Source organism: Paenibacillus sp. FSL H8-0175, assembly GCF_045040615.1.
GTDB lineage: Bacteria > Bacillota > Bacilli > Paenibacillales > Paenibacillaceae > Paenibacillus_AQ > Paenibacillus_AQ odorifer.
On record NZ_CP150299.1, the window covers coordinates 4,268,086 to 4,287,313 of the forward strand.

17 protein-coding genes are annotated in these 19,228 nt (G+C 45.8%); all 17 read right to left on the reverse strand.

What is annotated here, in order from left to right:
- Positions 1-136: 136 nt before the first annotated feature.
- The 17 genes from MHH46_RS18915 to rnpM all read right to left on the reverse strand — a co-directional run bounded on the left by MHH46_RS18915 (position 137) and on the right by rnpM (position 19,205).
- Positions 137-1,816 carry a ribonuclease J gene (locus MHH46_RS18915; protein WP_076127859.1) on the reverse strand — a complete coding sequence of 560 codons (1,680 nt, stop codon included), beginning with the start codon at positions 1,814-1,816 and terminating at the stop codon, positions 137-139.
- Between the two features lie 510 nt (positions 1,817-2,326).
- Entirely contained in the window at positions 2,327-3,202 is an 876-nt protein-coding gene (gene dapA / locus MHH46_RS18920; protein ID WP_076179909.1) for a 4-hydroxy-tetrahydrodipicolinate synthase, read from the reverse strand.
- 16 nt (positions 3,203-3,218) lie between these two features.
- Entirely contained in the window at positions 3,219-4,442 is a 1,224-nt protein-coding gene (gene dapG, locus MHH46_RS18925; RefSeq protein ID WP_036688442.1) for an aspartate kinase, read from the reverse strand.
- Between the two features lie 260 nt (positions 4,443-4,702).
- Positions 4,703-5,299, reverse strand: coding sequence for a dipicolinate synthase subunit B (locus MHH46_RS18930; RefSeq protein WP_036688443.1), 597 nt, complete (start codon positions 5,297-5,299; stop codon positions 4,703-4,705).
- A 1-nt stretch (position 5,300) separates the two neighbouring features.
- Positions 5,301-6,197: a dipicolinate synthase subunit DpsA gene (gene dpsA, locus MHH46_RS18935; RefSeq protein ID WP_076127855.1), complete on the reverse strand. Its 897-nt coding sequence runs from the start codon at positions 6,195-6,197 to the stop codon at positions 5,301-5,303.
- Between the two features lie 618 nt (positions 6,198-6,815).
- Entirely contained in the window at positions 6,816-7,262 is a 447-nt protein-coding gene (gene dut, locus MHH46_RS18940) for a dUTP diphosphatase (protein WP_172628834.1), read from the reverse strand.
- Positions 7,237-8,505: a pitrilysin family protein gene (locus tag MHH46_RS18945; protein WP_076190912.1), complete on the reverse strand. Its 1,269-nt coding sequence runs from the start codon at positions 8,503-8,505 to the stop codon at positions 7,237-7,239. Before MHH46_RS18945 ends, dut begins: the two co-directional genes overlap by 26 nt.
- 78 nt (positions 8,506-8,583) lie before the next feature.
- The gene (locus tag MHH46_RS18950; RefSeq protein ID WP_076190910.1) at positions 8,584-9,567 is read right to left on the reverse strand and encodes a polysaccharide deacetylase family protein; all 984 of its coding nucleotides are present in this window, start codon (positions 9,565-9,567) and stop codon (positions 8,584-8,586) included.
- Positions 9,568-9,802: 235 nt separating this feature from the next.
- Complete coding sequence (pnp, locus tag MHH46_RS18955; RefSeq protein WP_076127850.1) at positions 9,803-11,905, reverse strand: polyribonucleotide nucleotidyltransferase; 2,103 nt, start codon at positions 11,903-11,905, stop codon at positions 9,803-9,805.
- 292 nt (positions 11,906-12,197) lie between these two features.
- On the reverse strand, positions 12,198-12,467 hold the full coding sequence (gene rpsO, locus MHH46_RS18960; RefSeq protein WP_036656390.1) for a 30S ribosomal protein S15: 270 nt from the start codon (positions 12,465-12,467) through the stop codon (positions 12,198-12,200).
- Positions 12,468-12,615: 148 nt separating this feature from the next.
- Positions 12,616-13,563 carry a bifunctional riboflavin kinase/FAD synthetase gene (locus MHH46_RS18965; protein WP_076127848.1) on the reverse strand — a complete coding sequence of 316 codons (948 nt, stop codon included), beginning with the start codon at positions 13,561-13,563 and terminating at the stop codon, positions 12,616-12,618.
- A 37-nt stretch (positions 13,564-13,600) separates the two neighbouring features.
- Complete coding sequence (gene truB, locus MHH46_RS18970) at positions 13,601-14,515, reverse strand: tRNA pseudouridine(55) synthase TruB (RefSeq protein ID WP_076127847.1); 915 nt, start codon at positions 14,513-14,515, stop codon at positions 13,601-13,603.
- Complete coding sequence (locus MHH46_RS18975) at positions 14,512-15,489, reverse strand: bifunctional oligoribonuclease/PAP phosphatase NrnA (RefSeq protein ID WP_076106341.1); 978 nt, start codon at positions 15,487-15,489, stop codon at positions 14,512-14,514. Before MHH46_RS18975 ends, truB begins: the two co-directional genes overlap by 4 nt.
- A gap of 72 nt (positions 15,490-15,561) precedes the next feature.
- Positions 15,562-15,909 carry a 30S ribosome-binding factor RbfA gene (gene rbfA, locus MHH46_RS18980; protein WP_076127845.1) on the reverse strand — a complete coding sequence of 116 codons (348 nt, stop codon included), beginning with the start codon at positions 15,907-15,909 and terminating at the stop codon, positions 15,562-15,564.
- A gap of 18 nt (positions 15,910-15,927) precedes the next feature.
- Entirely contained in the window at positions 15,928-18,588 is a 2,661-nt protein-coding gene (gene infB, locus MHH46_RS18985; RefSeq protein WP_076127844.1) for a translation initiation factor IF-2, read from the reverse strand.
- Positions 18,581-18,904, reverse strand: coding sequence for a YlxQ family RNA-binding protein (locus MHH46_RS18990; protein ID WP_036688466.1), 324 nt, complete (start codon positions 18,902-18,904; stop codon positions 18,581-18,583). Before MHH46_RS18990 ends, infB begins: the two co-directional genes overlap by 8 nt.
- Entirely contained in the window at positions 18,897-19,205 is a 309-nt protein-coding gene (gene rnpM / locus MHH46_RS18995) for an RNase P modulator RnpM (RefSeq protein ID WP_036688467.1), read from the reverse strand. The genes MHH46_RS18990 and rnpM overlap by 8 nt, the downstream gene beginning before the upstream one ends.
- Between the last annotated feature and the right edge of the window lie 23 nt (positions 19,206-19,228).

The window sequence follows — 19,228 nt, forward strand, 5'->3', positions numbered from 1 at the left end:
ACGTTTCAGGGTGCTGCATTATGCAATTTTCAGCTTATGAACATACAAAAACCCCTTCTCCCGTGGAAACCGTCCAATATTTCCGGGGAAAAGGGGCTCAGCCCTAGCTATATATTCATTGAAGGAGAAACTCTCCTTACACTTCCATGATAATTGGCAAAATCATCGGTCTGCGGCGCGTTTGTTCATATAAGAAACGGCCCAGCGAATCTTTTACGCTTGTTTTAAGGGAAGCCCACTCATTTACTTTTTCACTCATCAGGCGTTGCAATGTACTGGATACAATTCGGTTAGCTTCGTCGAGCAGCCCTTCGGACTCCCGAACATAAACAAAACCACGTGAAATGATGTCAGGTCCAGAAACAATTGCACCATTCTGCTTGCTAAGTGTAACCACGACAACCAAGATACCATCTTGAGACAGCAACTTACGGTCACGCAATACAATGTTACCAACATCGCCTACACCTAGTCCGTCAATCAATACGTTACCAGCTGTTACTTTACCAGCCTTACGAGCGGCACCGCCCTGGATTTCAACAATTTCACCGATTTCAGTGATGAAAATGTTCTGTGGCTCTACGCCAACCGATTCTGCCAGTAAAGCATGTTTGCGCTGCATGCGGTATTCACCGTGGATCGGAATGAAGAATTTCGGTTTCATCAGGTTAAGCATAAGCTTAAGTTCTTCTTGACTACCGTGACCGGATACGTGAACGCCGGAGTTGGAACCGCTGTAAATCACATTAGCACCAAGACGGAACAATTCATCGATAGTACGGCCTACATACTTCTCATTACCTGGCACAGGTGTTGCCGCAATAATAACGGTATCGCCTGGCAGGATATCTACTTTACGATGACTAGAACGTGCCATACGTGTCAATGCAGACATTGGCTCGCCTTGGCTGCCTGTGCAAAGAACAACTACACGATTTGCTGCCATTCTATTCATTTCTTCCGGTTCGATCAGCATTCCGTCAGGTACGTTCAAATATCCAAGCTCTGAAGCGATGGATACAACGTTGACCATACTGCGGCCAATTACCGTAATCTTACGACCCGTAGATTCTGCTGCATTAACCACTTGTTGAATACGGTGCACATTGGAAGCAAAAGTTGCTACAACGACACGTTGCTCAGCCTTGCGGAAAATATCTTCCAGCACAATACCGACATTCTTCTCAGATGGGGTAAAGCCTGGTTTCTCAGCATTCGTACTATCTGACAAAAGAGCAAGTACGCCCTTTTGGCCAATCTCTGCCATCCGATGCAGATTTGCAAATTGACCGTTGACTGGGGTGTGGTCAAATTTGAAATCGCCCGTATGAACAACATTTCCTTCCGGAGTCTCAATGCATACACCCACGGAATCAGGAATACTGTGGTTGGTTCTAAAGAAAGTTACCTTAAGTGAGTTCCCCAATTGAATTTCTGAATCTTCGTTGATCAGAATCCGTTTGGTGTCCCCCAGCAGGTTCGCTTCCTTCAATTTGTTCTCTACAAGACCTAAAGTCAATCTTGTTCCATAGACTGGAACATTCAAATTCTTCAGGACATAAGGTAGACCACCGATGTGATCCTCGTGTCCGTGAGTAAGCACAATACCTCTTACCTTGTCACGGTTCTCTGTCAAATACGAGATATCAGGAATTACGATGTCAATACCGAGCATATCCTCTTCCGGAAACTTGAGTCCCGAATCCACGACTACAATGTCAGCTCCGTATTGAATAACATACATGTTTTTCCCGATTTCTCCGACTCCGCCCAATGCGAAAATCGTCAATTTATCGTTGTTGTTTTTTTTGGACAAATGAATCTAACCCTCCTATGATGTTGGACGTCATACTTTTATTGGTAAATATCGAACTTCGATTATTTCAGCGGCGCTGAACACATTTCTTTCAAACAGCCAATAACTTCCAATCGACGAGGAAATTCCTGAAATCTGTAAAATGCGCAATGCGAAAGCTCCCGATTCCGGGCAGTAAAGTTCATATTGAAGCGGACAAACGCCGTCAAAATTCACCGTCGCGCCCCTCGCGCGAAGACATGTCATTTATTTAAACAGACTCATCTTGGGACCTATCCTGTCTCACAATGTATTACATTGACGGAAGATTACCGCATATTTAATTTTAACCGCACCCAGTCACTTAAGATCATTATACATGATTTTTTTGGCAAAAGACAAGTCATCCGCCTCGTATCCAAATTCTTTCCTTAAATTCGCCTCAATATTTCAGAAAAAAAATATAAATGCAAAAACCGGCTCCCTCAATAGAGTAGCCGGTTTAGAACGTACATCAGCAATGATTAATTCTTAGTGAAAAAGTGCTTCAATAAAAGCCGCTTCCGCTTCCGTTGGCGAAATAAGCGGCAATCTGACTCCGCCCACAGGGATCCCCTTGAGTCCTAAAGCATATTTTACAGCTGAAGGATTGGGCAGCGGTTGTGGGCATTCAAACATTCCTTTAAAAATCGGGAACAGCTGGCGATGAATCTCTCCAGCAAGCTGAACATTGCCGGAGGTATAAGCGTAAATCATTTCTGACATCTGCGCACCAACCACATGGCTAGATACACTTATAATTCCGTATCCACCGACAGCCAGACTGGCAAGACCTGAGGCATCATCACCCGTATATACACGGAAATCATCTGAACAATCAGAGGCAATAAGTGTTACCTGATCTACAGACGCGCATTCTTTCGTAGCAACGATGTTCGGAATCTCAGCAAGTCGCAGGGTAGTGGCCACGCTCATACTTACACCTGTTCGACCTGGAACATTATATAAAATCACTGGTAATGAAGTCTCTGAAGCAATCGTGGAAAAATGCTGATAAAGACCTTCCTGATTCGGTTTATTATAATAAGGAACGACCAAAAGCACTCCATCTACGCCTATTTTCTCCGCTTCCTTCGTCAGATGAATGGAATGTTTCGTGTTATTGCTGCCAGTTCCAGCAATAACTTTACAACGTCCATTCGCCTTTTCCAGCACAAAAGAAAACAGCTGCAGCTTTTCCTCATCGCTTAACGTAGGCGATTCCCCTGTCGTTCCGCAGACAACCAAAGCCTCTGATTTCTGTACCTCAATTAAATAATCGACAAGCTGTGAAGTTACATCCCAGTTGATTTCTCCATCCCCATCAAAAGGGGTTACCATGGCTGTTATTAATCTTCCGAAATCCACTTTGAATTCCTCCTTGTCAGCGGTGCAATTCAAACATAGCATGCAGCGAACGCAGGGACTGCACCATATCTTCTTTTTTCACAAGCACCCATATCGTTGTATTCGAATCCGCGGATTGTAGAATTTGAATGTTTTGCGAGCTAAGCGCCTCAACAATGCGCGCCATAATACCAGGCACACCATTAATTCCGCCCCCGATAACAGAAACTTTGGCACAACCCGACAAACTCTTAGGTCGCAAACCCAGCTGCTGTAGAGCAGAAATAGCCTTCTCTGATTTGTCATCAAAAACCGTATAAAGAGCTTCCGTAGGTGTTACATTAATAAAATCAACGCTTATCCCGTTATCTGCCATACTCTTAAAGATTTGCAGCTGCACTCCGGTTCCGTTACCGTCCGGGCATTCCACAGAAATCTGTGTAACATTGCTGACATAAGCAATCCCTGTAACGAATCGATCCACAATTCCCCCTGCTTGGATATCGTTAAATCCTTCTGGATTCGTAACCAACGTACCTTCAGCTTCTGAAAAGGTTGAACGAACACGAACTGGGATCTGTGCCTGCATAGCAATCTCAACCGCACGTGGATGAATGACTTTTGCTCCCTGATGAGCCATATTGCAAATTTCAGTATAACTAACGTAAGTTAATGGCTTAGCATCTTCAACGATCCGTGGATCTGCTGTAAGAATTCCGTTCACATCCGTATAAATATCCACCATATCAGCATGAAGAGCAGCACCCAGTGCTGTAGCAGAGGTATCACTGCCGCCACGGCCTAAAGTTGTCAAATCACCCGCTTCAGTCTGGCCCTGGAACCCGGTAACAATAACTACCTTATCCTCACGCAGCTCACGGAGAATGCGTTCCGGACGTACATCCAGAATTCTGGCATTACCGTAGTTGCTGTCTGTCAGAAATCCTGCCTGAGCTCCCGTTAATACTGTAGAAGCGATGCCTTCATTCTCCAGCAGCCCACATAGAGTAGTAGCTGAAATAATTTCACCACAGCACATCAAGAGATCTTTTTCCCGGTCTGGAAGTGCATCTCCGTTCTGCACGGCCCAATCCAGCAAAGTGTCAGTTGCGTAAGGTTCTCCGCGACGGCCCATAGCCGATACAACAATTACAAGACTATAGCCACTTGCCAGCTCCCTTTTGACATTGCGGATTACGTGTTCTCTAGCTTGCGGTGTGGATAGCGATGTTCCTCCGAATTTTTGTACCAGAATACCCATGTATAATTCCCCCATTATTATCAAAGCAAACACACTAATCATTCGTGAAAAGATTACGGTACGTGAGCTTATTCGTTAAGTAAGTTGTTAAATGGCTGTACCGCCCTCGAACCTGAGGACGGTAGCAATACTGCTTATATTTTTTTGATAGCAATGAACTTAGCTGGTTCCACTACGTTATCTTGGCACTTCTCATTGCTCATTTGGTGCATCTCCCCTTTTATTGTCCACAACAAAATCAGCCGAGCTCTGTCAATTTTCTATGCTGAATGAAACCGTTCGATGATCATCGGCTGTAGTTGTTTACCTTGCAAAGCGGCATAGCAAGCTTCCGGGATAAGATCCATGCGTGCCACGAGCGAGTTAGGTTTACCCTCAGGGTTATCTTGACCGAATGGTACAAAATAAATATGTTTAGCCACCAGAAGCTTAGCAATATTCGCGGCATTTAGGCCCAATCCATCATTTGTAGATATCGCTAGAACTAGTGGACGTCCGTTGCGCATCTGCGATTTAGCTGCCATTAGCACGGGACTATCCGTCATGGCATTAGCCAGTTTACTCGTTGTATTTCCTGTGCAAGGTGCTATTGTCAGCACATCCAGCAGCTTGGAAGGACCCAGCGGCTCCGCTTCAACAATTGTAGAAATGATATCATTCCCTGTTATATCTTTCAACTGTTTTAACCAATTTTGCGATGTCCCAAAGCGGGTGTCTGTTCCTAGTACAGAGGCAGAAACTATAGGTACTACGTTTGCTCCCCCGTCTACGAAGCGCTGAATTTGTGGCATTACCTCAGCAAAAGTGCAATGAGATCCAGTGATCGCATACCCTACTGTTTTTCCGTGCCAATCCATTTTATTCGTCCCCCTTGATTAAAGCCTCGTCCGAAATCGACTGTACCAGCGCATTTGCCATAATAATCCCAGCGCTTTTTGGAGCTACAATGCCAGGGAGTCCTGGAGCCAGCATCGCCTTAATCCCACGTTTCTCAGCATAACGAAAGTCACAGCCGCCTGGTGCAGATGCCAGATCAATAATTACGCAATGCGGCGCAAGCCGCGAGAGCACCTGCGCGGTGATGATCATACTTGGTATCGTGTTAAATATAAGATCCACATCCGGTACGTGAAGCAGCAGCTCATTGGTCATAAAAGGCTTCCAGCCCATTTCCTCAGCACGTGCATAATGTTCTTGTTTTCTGACACCAACCTTTACACTGGCCCCCAGTCCCTGTAGACTTCGAGCCATTGTAAATCCAGTTCTACCTAAACCAAGCACCATTGATTTCGAGCTGTGAATCGTAAAATCCGTGTTCTGAATGGCCATTACCAGCGCTCCCTCCGCTGTCGGGATAGAGTTGTAAATAGCCACATCATCACGATTAAGCAGTTCGATTAACTTCAGTGAGTGCTTGGTACACATCCCGCGCAAGTAACTTTTAGCCATACCGGTATACACTAAACAATCGGATGGCAGCGCAGTGAAATGCTCCTCCAGAATCGTTAAACGCTCAGAAGAAAATAGAGCACTAATATTTCCTTCATCATCACAGCCTACCGTAGGCAACACTAATACATCTGCATTACTCAGCAGCTCTACCGTCAATTGTTCCAGGCTCACCCCTGGGCTAGGGGTCTCCCACTTATCGAACCCGGCAGCGCTTACCGTCGCATCCAATTCCACACATTTCCGAATCACTTCAAGCTGTCTCGCGTCCCCGCCCAGGAACACGATCCTGACGCCAGTAAGCATAGGGATGACGCTCCTTTCAACATACACTATCGACTATAAAGCATCTTATGCTGGGCATAGTTAATGGGTGAAGAGCGGAAATGAAATCCCCGGCACGCATGGCTGATGATGAACTAATGGGTTACGGGTTACGGCTGATGAGTTAAGGACCGAGATGCAACTATTTGTGTATTTTTTGCCTTTTAGGAGGAGTTTCGGACTGGAGAGCTCTAATTCGATGTAAATAGGTTTGATATCAGGTGTTTTTGATCAAATAGTGACACTGGGGTCCGAAAACAGCCGAATTAAGCAGAATTGTTATAAATAAGAGCACTGGGGTCCGATAGGGGCTTCGTCTTTAATTTGACGGTAGGGTTAGAGTAGTGGCAGAGCGCCAATGAAAATGCTGAGTTTATTCGATGGGGAAGTCGGGGTTAGTTGGAGTAGCAGATGGCACTGCAGATGGCACTGCAGATGGCACTGCAGATGGCACTGCAGTTAGCACTTTATAAAATGCTATCTGCTTAACAATCGAAGAATTAAAACTTTGGATAATTAACTCTGCATATCAAAAAAAGCTCACGAATCATACCTTGGGCATGAATTCGTAAGCTTTTTAAATGAATTGTAACAACAATCTTACTTGCCAGTATGGCCAAAGCCTCCGGCTCCGCGTTGGGTTTCGGATAACTCTTCCACTTCCACCAAATTAACCACTGGAACGGCTTGAAATACCATTTGGGCAATCCGCTCATTGCGAGCGATAGCAAAAGGCTCCTGCCCCAGATTGATCAAGAGCACTTTGATCTCTCCGCGGTAATCGGCGTCTATAGTTCCAGGTGTATTCAAGCAGGTAATCCCGTGCTTCAAGGCCAGTCCACTACGCGGACGGATCTGCGCTTCAAGCCCCTCTGGCATAGCCAGTGAAATCCCTGTTGGAATTAATGCCCGCTCTCCTGGTGCAAGTACAATTTCACCCGCAACGGCAGCATAAAGATCATAACCGGAAGCTTGCTCCGACATTTTACAAGGAAGATTTACATCCTCGTTTCCAGCAAGTTTATTGATTTGTACGTAATAAGACAAGATCATCTCTCCTAACATTTGCAATAGCTTTATCTGATGAGCCTACCATCGCTAAAGAAAGCGGCTCCGCGAACATATGGTCCAGCACACTGTTGATATTGTCCATCGTCACTAGCTGAATTTTGGCGATCATATCGTCCAATGTATTATGTCTTCCGAGCATAAGTTCATTTTTTCCGATACGGTTCATTCGGCTGCTAGTGCTTTCGAGACTAAGAATGAGGCTGCCTTTAAGCTGCTCCTTACCTTTTCTCAGCTCATCTTCACTGAGGCCGTTGGTAGCAAGTTCGTACATCATTTCCTTGATTAACTCCATGACATCCTTTGTTTGCTTGGGCGCTGTTCCAGCATAGACCGTAAACAGACCAGAATCTGCCTGGGAGCTGTGATAGGAATACACCGAATAAGCTAATCCGCGCTTTTCACGAATTTCCTGGAACATGCGGGAGCTCATCCCTCCGCCTACGGCATTATTAATCAGCACCATAGCATACTGCAGGGGATCGCCAGAACGGACACCTGGTAAGGAAAGACAGATGTGATTCTGCTCTGTTTTCTTGCGGTGAAATAAGAGCTCTCCATAGTAATCTGGTGGGGTCAGCGGCGCACTTGTACCATGATTATCAAAAGAACCAAAATGCTGTTCCAGCAGTTCAATCAATCCATCACTAATGTTGCCGGCAACGCTTATAACCGTATTCTCAATCGTGTATTGTTCCTTCATATACGCCCGAAGATCATCCGGCTTCATCTCCATTAGCCGTTCCTTCAAGCCGAGGATGGAATACGCAAGCGGATGGTCCTTGTAGGCAGCAGCACACATCAAATCATGCACAAGATCATCCGGCGTGTCCTCGCACATGGAAATTTCCTCAAGGATGACATTCTTTTCTTTCTCCAGCTCTTCAGCGTCCATCCGTGAACGGAAGAACATATCCGCTAACACATCTATAGCGATAGGCAGATGCTCATCCAATACTTTAGCATAATAACATGTATATTCCTTTGAGGTAAACGCATTTACATTGCCGCCGATGGCGTCAAACTGCTCAGCAATATCCTTGGCGCTGTACCGATCCGTACCTTTAAAAAGCATATGTTCTACAAAATGGGATATCCCGTTGTTTCCAGGATGTTCATTCCGAGAGCCTGTCTTTACCCAGATTCCGAAAGAAACGGACCGGCCGGTCGGGATTTTCTCCATTACCACTCGTAAACCATTGGATAACACTATTTTTTCCACTTCAAGTCCTCCTGGCTAATAGCCATGTTCTATCTAATTTAATTACACGTGCCTATAATCCTACCAGAAATACATCTCTCACTCAACATTAGAGGGGATTAGCCGCTCTGCTGAGAGTGTTTGACTAACTGTGCCTAGCTGTAACCCTTTTGCTTTGATTCCACGTATCATGGCCTTCAGAGCTTTGGAGGATGCGGCTGTGGGATGCATTAGGACTAGAGTGCCCGGTTCCGCTTTGCTTGTGATTTTGGCAACCACAGATTCAGGAGACGGATTTCGCCAATCTACGGTATCTACGGTCCATAGTACGGTTTTGAGCCCTAAGCTGCCTGCAATTTCTACCGTCTCCTGATCGAAATCACCAGAAGGGGGGGCGAACCATTTATTAGTGACTCCAAGCGATTCCTTCAACAGCTTTTGTGTCTTCTCAATTTCTACAGTAGCTCGCGCACGACTTAAAGTACTCATATTAGGGTGGGTATAAGCGTGATTCTCCATCTCATGACCGCGTTTTAGCATTTCTTTAGCCAGTTCCGGGTTTTTACTCAGCCAGCTCCCATCCAGAAAAAACGTAACTTTAACGTTCTCTTCATCCAAAACATCCAACATTGGCACAATGTACTCATTTCCCCACGCCACATTAATCATCAGCGATACCATCGGCTTAGCCGGATTCCCACGATATATGGGTTCAGCTCCCAGTTGATTCAGGGATATCTGTGGTTCGATCTGCCGATACACAAATTTTATAGGTTCTTTTGGTGCCAAAAGAGCATTCCGATATGTACTCTCTACATCAATTTCAAGCCCGTTATAACCTGGAATCGCCTTCCATACCCGATCAACCACAGCATTCACTGGAGGGGCATTAAGCTTGGCTGCGGCGGTCTCAATCCGTGTCCGAAGATCATTGTTCTCCGCCTTAGAAATATCCTTCCACACAGCTAGGTCATCCTGCGGCTTCAATTGCGCAAGCATGTCCTTTACGGGTCCCTGAGTGCTGCCAATTCCTATCACGATCGCAATACAAGCAACCACTAAAGCCACTTTTTCCGTCTTCATGACGACTTCCTCCCCGGTAGAAACGACTTGTAGTCCGTTCCACACGAATACAAAGACACTTTGTCCCAATCTATGAGACAAGAGAGGAATTTATGTCATAAGAACAGAGGCCAGAGACGTGATAGTGATGCACTTTACTTTATTTCATATAAAAAAAGAGCCAGAACGCAATCGCTTCTGTCTCCTTTTATTATGCTATTAGGTACTTTAGAAAAGGTACCTCTACAATCGAAACTTAAGCTTTAGCTCCAGTTTCCGAAGTCAATACCGCTTTACGCGACAGGTTAACCCGGCCTTGTTGGTCGATTTCGGTAACTTTAACGGTAATTGTATCCCCGACAGCTACAACATCTTCAACCTTAGCTACGCGCTCAGTAGACAATTGGGAAATGTGTACCAATCCGTCTTTACCCGGAATTAGTTCAACAAATGCTCCAAATTTCTCAATACGTCTAACTGTACCCACATAGATTTCTCCAACTTGTACTTCACGCACAAGTCCTTCGATAATCGAACGCGCCTTTTGGATCATTTCTTCATCTGAAGAACCGATAAAGACACGGCCATCTTGTTCGATGTCGATTTTTACGCCGGTTTCTTCAATAATTTTATTGATAATCTTACCACCAGCACCGATAACATCACGGATTTTGTCCGGATTGATGTTGATAATAATGATTTTTGGAGCATATTTGGACAGATTAGGTCTTGGCGCAGAGATCGCTTCATTCATTTTGTCCAAGATGAACAGACGGCCTTCTTTAGCCTGCTGAAGTGCATCCTGAAGAATTTTGCGATCGATACCGGCAATCTTAATGTCCATTTGAATAGCTGTAACACCTTCTGCTGTACCAGCTACCTTGAAGTCCATATCTCCGAGATGATCTTCCATACCTTGAATATCCGTCAGGATGGAGACATGCTCTCCGTCTTTGATCAGACCCATTGCTACGCCGGCTACAGGTGCTTTGATTGGCACACCAGCGTCCATCATAGCCAGAATGCTGGCACAGATACTTGCCTGGGAAGTAGAACCGTTAGATTCAATCGCTTCTGATACTAGACGAATCGTGTACGGGAATTCAGTTTCACTAGGAATAACCTTGGATAATGCACGTTCTCCAAGTGCTCCATGACCGATTTCACGGCGTCCTGGTGCTCTAAGCGGACGAGCTTCCCCTACGCTGAACGGCGGGAAGTTGTAATGGTGCATGAAACGTTTCGTTTCAGTAGGATCGATTCCGTCAAGAATTTGCACATCACCTAGTGCCCCAAGAGTACAAACGCTAAGGATTTGTGTTTGTCCACGTGTAAACAGACCGGAACCGTGTGTACGCGGTAACAGACTTGTATCACATTCAATCGGACGGATTTCATCAAGTTTACGTCCATCTGGACGAACCTTATCATGTGTGATTAGACGTCTTACTTCATCCTTCACGATATCATGTAGGACTTCTTTAACATCTTTCAGAAGCTCCGGTGCTTCTATGTACTTCTCTACGAAATACGCAACCGCTTCATCATTAACGACATCAATCGCTTCCTGACGCGCATGTTTTTCAGCTATTTTAACGGCTTCCACCAGACGAGCCTCAGCAAATGCACGGACCTCAGTATTCACGTCAGCATTCACTGTATGCAGCTTCACAGCCATTTTTTCTTTACCAGCCACTTTAACCAGTTCTTCAATGGTTGCAACGATCTTGCGGATTTCATCATGACCGAACATAATCGCTTCGAGCATCACATCTTCCGTCACTTCGTTCGCTTCTGCTTCAACCATCATGATTGCATCCTTCGTTCCAGCAACCACCACATAAACATCACTGATTGCTTGCTGAGACATATCCGGATTGATCACAAACTCTCCATTAATCCGACCTACAGCAACGCCGCCGATGGGTCCATCAAAAGGCACATCGGAAATACTTAGTGCTGCTGAAGTACCGATCATAGCAGCAATATCTGGTGCGCAGTCCTGATCCACACTCATTACCATGTTTAATACCTGAACATCGTTACGGAATCCTTCAGGGAATAGTGGTCTGATTGGACGGTCTGTCAAACGGCTTGACAGAATCGCTTTCTCACTCGGTCTACCTTCCCGTTTAATAAATCCGCCAGGAATTTTACCTACCGCATATAATCTTTCCTCATAGTTAACTGTAAGCGGGAAAAAATCCAGATCCTTAGGCTCTTTTGAAGCCGTAACGGTACATAATACCGAAGTATCCCCGTAACGCACCATAACGGCTGCGTTTGCTTGTTTAGCCAGGCGGCCCGTTTCCAGCACAAGGCGTCTTCCACCCAGCTGCATTTCTACTCGTTTTTCCATAAATACCTCCTTGAATAGTAGTAGACCCGCAGTCTAAAATAGCAGGTTCACATATCGATCTAAATGAATTGGAAAGGCTTGTCCCAAAGGAGGCTGCCTATTCTGTATGCATATAAGAAGAAACGGCTGGGCCTTACTGAAAAGTAAAGTCGCCGTTTTTGCGAATAATCTCATCGATCCTAATATTAAGTTTTCCCTAAATTTTCAAAAAGCAACCCAGCTGTCCCGCTGTCGCTCCGAGAAGGACATACGGTATACAACCAGGCTGCTTTAAGAGTAATCTTATGGAAAATTAACGACGCAATCCCAGTCTTTCGATCAGGGCGCTGTAACGTCTGATGTCTTTGTTTTTCAAATACGCCAGAAGTTTACGACGTTGTCCAACCATTTTCAACAATCCACGACGGGAGTGATGATCTTTCTTGTGCGTACGCAAGTGGTCAGTCAAATTAACGATGTTCTCCGTTAGGATAGCAACTTGCACCTCAGGGGATCCAGTATCGGATTCGTGAGTTTTGTGCTCGTCGATCAATTGATGTTTACGTTCTTGAGTTAATGCCATCCTGTTCACCTCCTTCAATATAATCGCCACTAGCCTCGTCACCGTCGGTGAGAACGTGCAACCAAGCTAAGGTTATGATGCTGTAAGCCAGCAACGTTACTTAGTATAGCATCTCCATTAACAAAAGTAAACGGCTTGTCCGGGATGACTATAAATTATACTCCAGAATCTTCTTCGCGGTTTCTGCATCCTCGCCAATCTGAGTAATCAATGCTCCAATGGAGTCAAACTTCCGTTCTGGACGAATGTAAGCTACCAATTCTACCTTAAGCTCTTGATCATACAGGTCACCCTCGAAGTCAAAAAGATGAACCTCAAAGCTTGGAGTTAACACACCCTCATGAAAGGTTGGTTTAACACCCACATTCATAACCCCGTACAGAACTTTATCCTTATAAAAGACTCGGACCGCATATACACCTTTGGTCGGAATGACAAAATGATCACTGAGCTTCAAATTGGCAGTTGGAAAACCAATTGTGCGGCCTCTCTTCTCACCATGCCCCACTTCACCACGCAGATGATAGCAACGTCCGAACCAGGAGTTTGCCAGCCCCAGATCTCCATTTTGGAGACTTTTACGAATGCCGGAGCTGCTAACCTTTTCACCTTCAAGCAGAAAAGGAGGAGCAACTTCCACATTCATAACACCTTCACCCAGTTTGCGAAGCATCTCAACATCGCCTTCACCTTGGTAGCCAAAGCGAAAGTCAAAGCCAACAACTGCTGTTACAATATGTAGCGGTAAAAGCATAACAGAGACAAAATTCTGTGGACTAACCCGGGAAAGCTGCTCATTAAATTCAACAACATACAGGATATCGACACCCATGCTGGCAAGAATCTCTTGCTTTTCAAAGGGTGGCGTCAAGTACCCTTCATAATCTCCCTTACCCATAACATCTTTGGGATGAGGATGAAATGTAAGGACTGCAGCCGGCACACCTTGTTTACGGGCTAAGGCTACAGCGGATGTAATGACGCTGGCATGTCCACGATGCAGGCCGTCAAACTGCCCTAGAGCAGCCACTTGAGGTTGTGCCCATTCGGCAGCAGTCTCCGGCGACATCGGATAGGTTAACGTTACGGTTCTCACGCTGTTTCTCACCTACAATTCACTTGGTAAAATTGATTTAAGCTTGTGCAAACACCTTTACTGGGGCAATAGCACCTGTCTCTTCCAGCTCATAAATGCCAAGAAACAATCCCTGAAGATCGTATAGCCGAATTTGACCTGTTGTCTTCACTTCTGGAGCAATGAACCGCGAAGACAAACGTTGCCCTTGCAGTGCTGCCTTCTTCTTCTCATCCATAACGGTATGCTTAGGCAAATGCGAAATTGCCTCATCAGCAGCGATTAAATGATCTTCCAATGTTCCGGCTTCCTTGTGCGCGGCAATATCCTCAAGGGATAAACAATGGCTGGCAGAAATTCCTGCCGACATTGTTCTCTCCAGCTTCACCATTACACCCGGCAGTCCAAGCGCACGACCGATATCTACACAAAGTGTACGAATATACGTGCCTTTGGAGCATAATACCCGGAAAGTGATGTCGGGATGATTACCTTCCCAAGTCATATCCGTCATTTCGATTTCATAAATCTCTACTTCGCGACTTTTCCGTTCAACGGTTTTGCCTTCTCTAGCCAATTCATAAAGACGTTTGCCGTCGACTTTCACCGCAGAGTACATGGGAGGAACCTGAGAAATTACGCCTTTGAAAGAGGCAAGTACTGCAAGAATCTCTTCCTCAGTTACATGAACCTCATCAACAGTTTCCGTAATGGTTCCAGTTAAGTCTTCAGTATCACTGGACATCCCCAGTCTCAGTGTTGCCACATATTCTTTGGGCAGCTCCTGAATATACTCCACAACGCGAGTCGCACGTCCCAGACAAAGCGGCAATACACCAGTCACTTGGGGATCTAGTGTCCCCGTATGACCAATTCGTTTCATGCCGAGAATCCGACGTGCCTTGGCTACAACATCATGTGAAGTGAAGCCTGCCGGTTTATAAACCGCCAGAACACCTTCTAATTCACTCATAAATGACGTCTTACCTCCTCAAGCACCTGAGCTATTGCCTCTTCAAGCGTAGCTTCTATACGCGCACCTGCAGCACGGGTATGACCGCCGCCTCCAAACGTTTGCGCCAATGCAGCCACGTCAACTTTACCGGCAGAACGCAGGCTAACCTTGACCGCATGTTCGTGAATAACTTTAAAAAGAATGCCTACTTCCACGCCCCGAATATTACGAGGGTAGTTTACGATTCCTTCCAAATCTTCATTAGCAGCAGCACATTCGATCATATGCTCGGGTGTAACATATAGCCAGGCAATATCTCCTTCAGGAGATAATTCCAGCGTATTTAAGGCTTTATTTAATATTTTAACCTGTGGCAGCGTCATTTCTTCAAGCAATGTCTCAGCGAGTTCAGGACCGTTAACCCCAAGGGATAATAGCTCAGATACAGCTGCCATTACTTTTGGTGATGTGTTGGTATAACGAAAACCACCGGTATCTGTTAACAGACCCGTATATATAGCTGTGGCGATATCAATATCCCATTCGATCTCGAATGTCTTCAGCAGGTCGAACAAAATTTCCGCTGTCGCAGCTGCATCCGGTTTGATTAAATTAACGAATCCATAACCGTTATTTGTTGGATGGTGATCAATGTTCAGGATAAGAGCCTCATTCGCAAAATAGCGATTTGTCAGCCCTACACGCTGAAAATCCGCACAATCCACACAGATGACGTTGCTGTATTGACGGGGCGGTTCACTAGAGGCCATATTGATGATTTCATCCGAATGCCATAGGTATTCCATTCGCTTCGGGATCGGTCCTTCATTCAGCATAGTATATTTTTTGCCCAGACATGAGAGAAGCCAGCCCACCGCAAGGGTGGAGCTGACTGCATCTCCGTCCGGCTGAACATGCGACACTACAAGGTAATCGTCGTGTTCCAGCAGAAACTCACGGGTCTGCTGGAGACTTTGTTCATAGCTCTGCATTCGCCGTCTCCTTTTTAAAGGTTGTTCAAAATAGCATAACGCTATTTTGAACCCCACTTTAATCACTTATTTCTAATCGTTCTTATGAAGCTCTCCAAGAAGCTTCTCAATATGACTGCCATAAGCGACAGATTCGTCGAACTTGAAGATCAGCTCCGGTGTATGCCGAAGGCGAATGGCCTTGCCAAGCTCTGAGCGAAGAAAACCATTGGCTTTCTCAATCGCTTTAAGCGAGTCTGACTTCTGCTCTTCATCCCCGAACACGCTTAGGTATACCTTGGCTTGCGATAGATCGTTAGTCACGTCTACGCCAGTTACAGTTACAAAACCGATTCGAGGGTCTTTCAGACCGCTTTGGATAAGTTGACTAAGCTCTTTCTTGATCTGCTCGCCCACTCGTCCTGCTCTAATTTTAGACATCTATATTCACCTCTTCGCTTAGCGCTCTACAGTTTCCATAAGAAACGCTTCGATAATGTCGCCCTCTTGGACGTCATTATAGCGTTCCAAAGTTATGCCACATTCATAACCTTGCGCCACTTCTTTGGCATCATCTTTGAAACGTTTCAAAGTATCAACCTTACCTGTGAACACTACGATTCCGCTACGGATCAAGCGCATTTCAGCATTACGGGTAATTTTACCGGAAGTAACCATACATCCTGCAATGGTTCCCACTTTGCTGATTTTGAACACGCTGCGAACTTCGGCGTGACCGATAACATTCTCTTTATAGATAGGATCGAGCATACCTTTCATGGCACTTTCGATTTCTTCAATTACGTTGTAGATAATGTTGTGCAGACGAACATCTACTTTTTCTTGCTCAGCAGCTGCTTTGGTCTGTGCGTCTGGACGAACGTTAAAGCCGATAACGATAGCATTCGATGCTGCTGCAAGCGTAATATCGGATTCAGTAATCGCACCAGCACCGCTGTGAATGATCTTCACGCGCACGCCTTCCACTTCGATCTTAGCCAAGGATCCTTTAAGCGCCTCGACTGAACCTTGTACGTCAGCTTTGATAATCACGTTAAGGTCTTTGATCTCGCCATCTTTAATGTGCTGGAACAGATCATCCAAAGTTACACGGGTGTTCGTATTCAGCTCAGATTGACGTTGGGAAGTAGAACGTCTATCAGCAATCGCACGCGCTTTACGCTCGTCTTCAAAAGCCATAAACGGATCGCCAGCTTGTGGCACCTCAGTCAAACCAGTAATTTCTACTGGAGTAGATGGTCCAGCTTCTTTGATCTTACGACCTTTATCATTGACCATCGCACGTACACGTCCGAAGCAGTTACCTGCTACAAAGGCATCGCCGACTTTCAACGTACCGTTCTGAACGAGTATACGAGCAACTGGCCCACGGGATTTATCAAGCTCAGCTTCTATAACAGTACCGCGTGCCCGTTTGTCAGGGTTCGCTTTGTACTCATTAACTTCAGCTACGAGCAGGATCATTTCCAGCAGTTCTTCCAAGTTAATACGTTGTTTCGCAGAGAGGTTAACGAAGATGGTATCTCCACCCCACTCTTCAGGAACAAGTTCATAACTTGTAAGCTCTTGCTTCACCTTATCAGGATCTGCACCCGGTTTGTCGATTTTATTAACAGCGACAATAATCGGAAGTCCAGCAGCCTTAGCGTGTGCAATAGCTTCAACGGTCTGAGGCATAACACCGTCATCAGCAGCTACTACGATAATTGTCATATCCGTAACCTGTGCACCACGAGCACGCATAGCAGTAAATGCTTCGTGACCAGGTGTATCAAGGAACGTGATTTTCTTTTGGTTGATTTCGACTTGATAAGCACCGATGTGCTGAGTGATTCCGCCGGCTTCGCCTAGCGTCACATTGGTCGAACGAATAGCATCAAGTAGTGTAGTTTTACCATGGTCAACGTGACCCATAATAGTAACTACTGGAGGACGAGTCTGAAGATCCTCTTCATTGTCATTCTCTTCCACTGTTTCAAAGCTGTCCTCGTCAACAGGAATCTTCACTTCTACTTCTACGCCAAATTCAGCAGCGAGTAGCAAAATGGTGTCGATATCAAGTTCTTGGTTGATGGTAGCCATAACACCCATCGAAATCAGCTTTTTGATTACTTCAGAAGCATCCTTGTGAAGCAATTTCGCTGTTTCACCAACGGTCATGCTGCCACGAACGATGATTTTCTTAGGTGTGTTATCGATCTTCTCGCGGTGTACCATTGGCTGGTTCTTGCCACGGCCATTCTTACCACCACGACCGCGGTAGTTACCACCTTTACCATCATCGAAACGTCTTTGATTATTATTCGGTCTGCCACCAGTTGTGTTCTTTTTAGGACCTCTGTCATCACCGCGTGTGAAACCTCCGCCTGTGCCAGATTGACCTTGTGGACGGCTGTCAGTGCGTGGTGCACTGCTTTGTCCTTGCGGACGGCTGCCACTTGTGTTGCTGCCTTGTGGACGGCTTCCACCAGTGTTGCTGCCTTGTGGGCGGCTACCACCAGTATTGCTGCCTTGCGGACGGCTGCCACCAGTATTGCTACCTTGTGGACGGTTGCCGCCAGTATTACTGCTTTGCGGACGGCTGCCACCGGTATTGCTACCTTGTGGGCGATTGCCGCCAGTAGTGCTGCCTTGCGGGCGGCTGCTGCTAGTACTGCTAGTACTGTTAGTACGTGGAGCACCGCTTTGTTGCGGACGTGCATTCTGCGTTGAACCTGTTTGTGTTCTGCGGGAATCTTGTCCGCTTTGGGGCCTTGGGGACGTCGTCGATTGGTTGTTGTTTTGGTTACTGTTCATACCTACCTGCTTTTCCTGTTGATTTTTGTTGGCATTCTGAGCACTTTGAGGTTCGGCTGTTACCGCACCGGTTGTTACCGGCCGGCTGCTGGTGCCTGTATCCCGCTTGGCTGCAGCGTTTGATTTGATATCCTTAAAGAACTGTTCAACTTTGTTCACGGATCCATTCTCCATGACACTCATATGATTATTCACAGGGACATTCAAACGCTTCAGAATAGTAATAATTTCTTTACTGCTCATGTTTAGTGACTTGGCGTATTCGTACACGCGCAATTTATCTTTGTTCTCTTCTTTAGTCAATAAATCCACCTCCGACAGTATCTCCGAGTTGCTTGGAGATCATTTCCGCGAATCCTTTATCCGTAATGGCCAGTACTACACGCTGGTCTTTACCAATACTTGCACCGAGTTCATCCCGGTGAAATGCGATTACTAGTGGAATATCGTAAGTTCCGCATTTATCACGGAACTTTTTTTGGGTATTATCTGAAGCGTCACCTGCCAGAACGACCAGCTTCGCCTCTGAAGACCGTACAGCTTTGAGTACAGCCTCGTCACCGGTGACTATCTTGCCTGCTCTCATGGCAAGCCCTAAATAAGAAAGCGCCTTACTCATTATCCTCACTATCCTTTGCTGCTAGAAACTGCTCTTCCACGGAAGTAAACTCCCGGGCTAGCTGGGCGTAGATTTCAGGACTCACTTGACATTTCAATGCACGGTCAAGTGCTTTGTTCTTTTGTGCCAGCTGAAAGCATTCAAGCTTGCCGCATATGTAAGCACCACGGCCTGACTTCTTGCCCGTCAGATCAATCAGCACTTCACCTTCAGGCGTTCTTACCACACGAATCAGCTCTTTTTTAGGCATCATCTCTTGGGTAGCAACGCATTTACGCAGCGGCACCTTTTTTTGTTTCATAACAAACGCCTCCCGTCAAGCAG

What these genes read in the sequence shown, in the direction of transcription:
- dapG (WP_036688442.1), bottom strand. Translation starts at nt 4,442, where the DNA reads ATGGGTATTCTGGTACAAAAATTCGGAGGAACATCGCTATCCACACCG.
- MHH46_RS18930 (WP_036688443.1), bottom strand. Translation starts at nt 5,299, where the DNA reads ATGGATTGGCACGGAAAAACAGTAGGGTATGCGATCACTGGATCTCAT.
- dpsA (WP_076127855.1), bottom strand. Translation starts at nt 6,197, where the DNA reads ATGCTTACTGGCGTCAGGATCGTGTTCCTGGGCGGGGACGCGAGACAG.
- MHH46_RS18950 (WP_076190910.1), bottom strand. Translation starts at nt 9,567, where the DNA reads ATGAAGACGGAAAAAGTGGCTTTAGTGGTTGCTTGTATTGCGATCGTG.
- pnp (WP_076127850.1), bottom strand. Translation starts at nt 11,905, where the DNA reads ATGGAAAAACGAGTAGAAATGCAGCTGGGTGGAAGACGCCTTGTGCTG.
- rpsO (WP_036656390.1), bottom strand. Translation starts at nt 12,467, where the DNA reads ATGGCATTAACTCAAGAACGTAAACATCAATTGATCGACGAGCACAAA.
- truB (WP_076127847.1), bottom strand. Translation starts at nt 14,515, where the DNA reads ATGAGTGAATTAGAAGGTGTTCTGGCGGTTTATAAACCGGCAGGCTTC.
- MHH46_RS18975 (WP_076106341.1), bottom strand. Translation starts at nt 15,489, where the DNA reads ATGCAGAGCTATGAACAAAGTCTCCAGCAGACCCGTGAGTTTCTGCTG.
- rbfA (WP_076127845.1), bottom strand. Translation starts at nt 15,909, where the DNA reads ATGTCTAAAATTAGAGCAGGACGAGTGGGCGAGCAGATCAAGAAAGAG.
- MHH46_RS18990 (WP_036688466.1), bottom strand. Translation starts at nt 18,904, where the DNA reads ATGAGTAAGGCGCTTTCTTATTTAGGGCTTGCCATGAGAGCAGGCAAG.
- rnpM (WP_036688467.1), bottom strand. Translation starts at nt 19,205, where the DNA reads ATGAAACAAAAAAAGGTGCCGCTGCGTAAATGCGTTGCTACCCAAGAG.